The following is a 3,024-nucleotide window of genomic DNA, read 5'->3' on the forward strand; positions in this document are numbered from 1 at the left end:
AAATATAGTACAACAGAAAATAAAGATTATCTCATTAGTAATGAGTTTGATGATTCTAAAAATAATAAGGAGGATTCCTTTGATTCCGCAGCAAGAATTAATCTTCTCTTAATTAAGAATTCGCATAGTGACTTGACTCATGCAATTAAGATAAATGAAGATAACCTGAGTAGAATAGAAATTGCTCATAGTAGTGTTTTTTCTCTCCCGGTTAGACTAGCCCCAGTATTACCAAATGGAGATAATTTTGATTTTGAATCACAGAATAATAGCAATATTGGTCAGGCACTTGAAAATAAATTTAAGGCTGCTGGCGATAAATTAGCAGAAACATTTGAATGTACCTTTGGATTTGCTTGTGCATCTGATTTAGATAAAGCAGCTAAAGATCCTAATCTTGGAAAAGATCTTTCGAATTCAGATAAAGTTGAATTAGGTGGTACTAGTTCGGGGGCACCTAATGGCTGGGGGCCTCAAGATGAAGAAAAGTTTAGAAATAATCCTGAGCAGACTGTATTTACAGAAGATTATTTGATTTCATCTGCTAATAAGCCTATTAATAATCAAGGCCTATCAGCGGCAGCACGAGCGTGGGAAAAGCATGCAGGAAGACCTAATGGTATATTTGATCCATTAGCTGGTAATCCAATACAGAAAAATGCTGTGGCAGAGCAATTCATAAAAAGTGTACTGAGAGATCCACAGCGAGTGAAAAATAATTTATCTGGTGGTGCATTTGAGTATCGTTTACCTAATGGAAAAGGTATTCGTTATAATGCAGATGGTTCATTTAATACAGTATTAGACCCAAAGGTAAAAAAATGAAAGAAAAAAAGTTAGAATTATTTTTTTCAAGTCCTATGGAATATGAAAATTTGACATTAGAAGTGCAATTAGGATGGCAAAGGATCGCTGAAATAAATCAAGATAAAGGAACGGAAAATTTAGAAGTTGAATTGTTTGGTTCTGATTCATCAAATAATTTTATTGCAAGGATGCCATTAGATGACTTGATATCTATTTTAGTTGAAGCGCGTGATACTCTTAAGAATAAAGGATAGTACTGAATTATTCTCATTTTGAAAGCTTTTATTTATCAATTTTTTATGTGAATTAATTTAAGTGTCAATTGAAGAGCCTAGTCCTTATAGGCTCTTTTTATACGCCTTGATTGCGCATCTAATTTTGATAAAGCAGTTAAGAATCCCAATATTGGAAAAGATCTTTCAAATTCAGATAAAGTTGAATTAGGAGGTGCTAGTTCGGGGGCGCCTAATGGCTGGGAGCCAGATAATCGCACCAATGAAGGAAAATTGAGTGTCTCTGATAGACGGTCGATCAATTCGCTACGGGAGCAAATAAGATCACATGAAGAAAAACTAGTAGCTTACAGACGAAATCCGGAAGCTTTTGATAATCAGGGACACCTGAAAAATGCACCTAATGATATAGTTAGACAACGGATTATTGATGGAAGAATTAGACATTTAGAACAAGAAATTAAAACGTTTCAAAAGAATATAAATCAGATTAATAATACGAAAGGGCAATAGATGGACATCAATCTCAATGTACTTGAAGATGCAATTCATTCAATTTTTGATGAAATGAAAAAGAATGGCATAGAAAGTGTCAAACTGGATTCGGATTTTTATTGGAATGTTCCTTCAGAAACGCTTTATGATGTTTACAATGAGCCAAAGTTAGACATAGGACAGTTGGAAGAGGACTATGGTGCTTTGCTTAAAGCCAAGGAAAATGAAATTTTAGTGCGCTACAACTTAAAAAATATCTCAGCGATTCTTCGCTATTTAGCTGAGAAAGAAACTAATTAATTATCTTTTATTCATATATTAGCGAGAGCCTAAACCCCAATAGGCACTTTTTTATTGTAGTGATTGAGCATGGCGTATAGCGCCTTGATTGGTGCTGCCTGTTAACTATGGTGGTTAATAAGCACTTGGAGGTGAAACTTCTCTACATGTCAGATAAGGGGAAGTGGACAATATCACTTCCTACTCGATTTTTTGTTTTAATTATCTTCATTTCCCTGTAAATCATTAATAGATGACCGCAATGAGATTTGAATCTCATTTTTATGTAATGAAAACTTTTATCATTGCAGTCCGTGAGTAGTTAATCACGAAATAAAACTATTATAAGGATCGAACATGAAGAAAATCACACTAACGTTAAGTGCAATTGCATTAGCGTTGAGCTTTACGGCAACATCTCAAGCCAAAATTCCAATGCCAGAAACCGTCAGCACTGGAGTGACAGTTGCGGAATTAGCGGCACAACAACCGGTTCATTGGGTCTCTGTTGAGCAGATTAAACAGAGTTTAGAAGGTAAAGCACCAATGGCGGTGGGTTTTGATATTGATGACACCGTTTTATTTTCAAGCCCAGGTTTTTACCGTGGAAAACTTGAATTCTCTCCAAATGATTTTAGCTATCTGAAAAACCCTCAATTCTGGGAAAAAATGAATAATGAGTGGGATAAATTCAGTATGCCAAAACAAGTGGGCATCGATTTAGTTAAAATGCACTTAGAACGCGGTGATAAAGTTTACTTTATTACAGGTCGTACACAGACTAAAACTGAAACTGTGACTCAATATGTGCAAGAAGGCTTAAGAATTCCTGCGGATAAAATGAATCCGGTCATTTTTGCTGGTGATGAACCTGGTAAAAATAATAAAGTAAGCTGGATGCGTGACCATAAATTAACTATCTATTATGGTGATGCTGATGCGGATATTGCTGCGGCTCATGAGTTAGATATTCGTGGGATTCGTATTCTCCGTGCTTCAAACTCCTCTTACCAACCGTTGCCAAAAGCGGGTCGCTTTGGTGAGGAAGTTGTTATCAATTCCGAATATTAATATTCGATAAAAAGTTAGTTAAAGGTGATTATTCGCCTTTAACTAACAAAATAGTGTTTATTTATTGATGACGTATTCCGGCAATTTAATATAACTTATATTAAATTAATTCTATTGAGAGAATAAAAGACGTCAATAT

The 3,024-nt window shown here is 35.0% G+C and carries 4 protein-coding genes; all 4 read left to right on the top strand.

Annotated elements, in window-relative coordinates:
- Positions 1-825 (top strand): Contact-dependent inhibition of growth factor CdiA (locus JK188_RS16950; protein ID WP_249216041.1); only part of this gene is annotated, 825 nt, incomplete at its 5' end.
- Entirely contained in the window at positions 822-1,061 is a 240-nt protein-coding gene (locus JK188_RS16955; RefSeq protein WP_211885132.1) for a hypothetical protein, read from the top strand. The genes JK188_RS16950 and JK188_RS16955, both read left to right, overlap by 4 nt.
- Positions 1,062-1,553: 492 nt before the next feature.
- Positions 1,554-1,835, top strand: coding sequence for a hypothetical protein (locus tag JK188_RS16960; RefSeq protein ID WP_211885134.1), 282 nt, complete (start codon positions 1,554-1,556; stop codon positions 1,833-1,835).
- Positions 1,836-2,171: 336 nt separating this feature from the next.
- On the top strand, positions 2,172-2,885 hold the full coding sequence (aphA, locus tag JK188_RS16965; protein WP_154604241.1) for an acid phosphatase AphA: 714 nt from the start codon (positions 2,172-2,174) through the stop codon (positions 2,883-2,885).
- Positions 2,886-3,024: the final 139 nt, after the last annotated feature.

The organism is Providencia sp. JGM181 (assembly GCF_018257375.1).
GTDB classification, from domain to species: domain Bacteria; phylum Pseudomonadota; class Gammaproteobacteria; order Enterobacterales; family Enterobacteriaceae; genus Providencia; species Providencia lanzhouensis.

What these genes read in the sequence shown, in the direction of transcription:
- JK188_RS16955 (WP_211885132.1), top strand. Translation starts at nt 822, where the DNA reads ATGAAAGAAAAAAAGTTAGAATTATTTTTTTCAAGTCCTATGGAATAT.
- JK188_RS16960 (WP_211885134.1), top strand. Translation starts at nt 1,554, where the DNA reads ATGGACATCAATCTCAATGTACTTGAAGATGCAATTCATTCAATTTTT.
- aphA (WP_154604241.1), top strand. Translation starts at nt 2,172, where the DNA reads ATGAAGAAAATCACACTAACGTTAAGTGCAATTGCATTAGCGTTGAGC.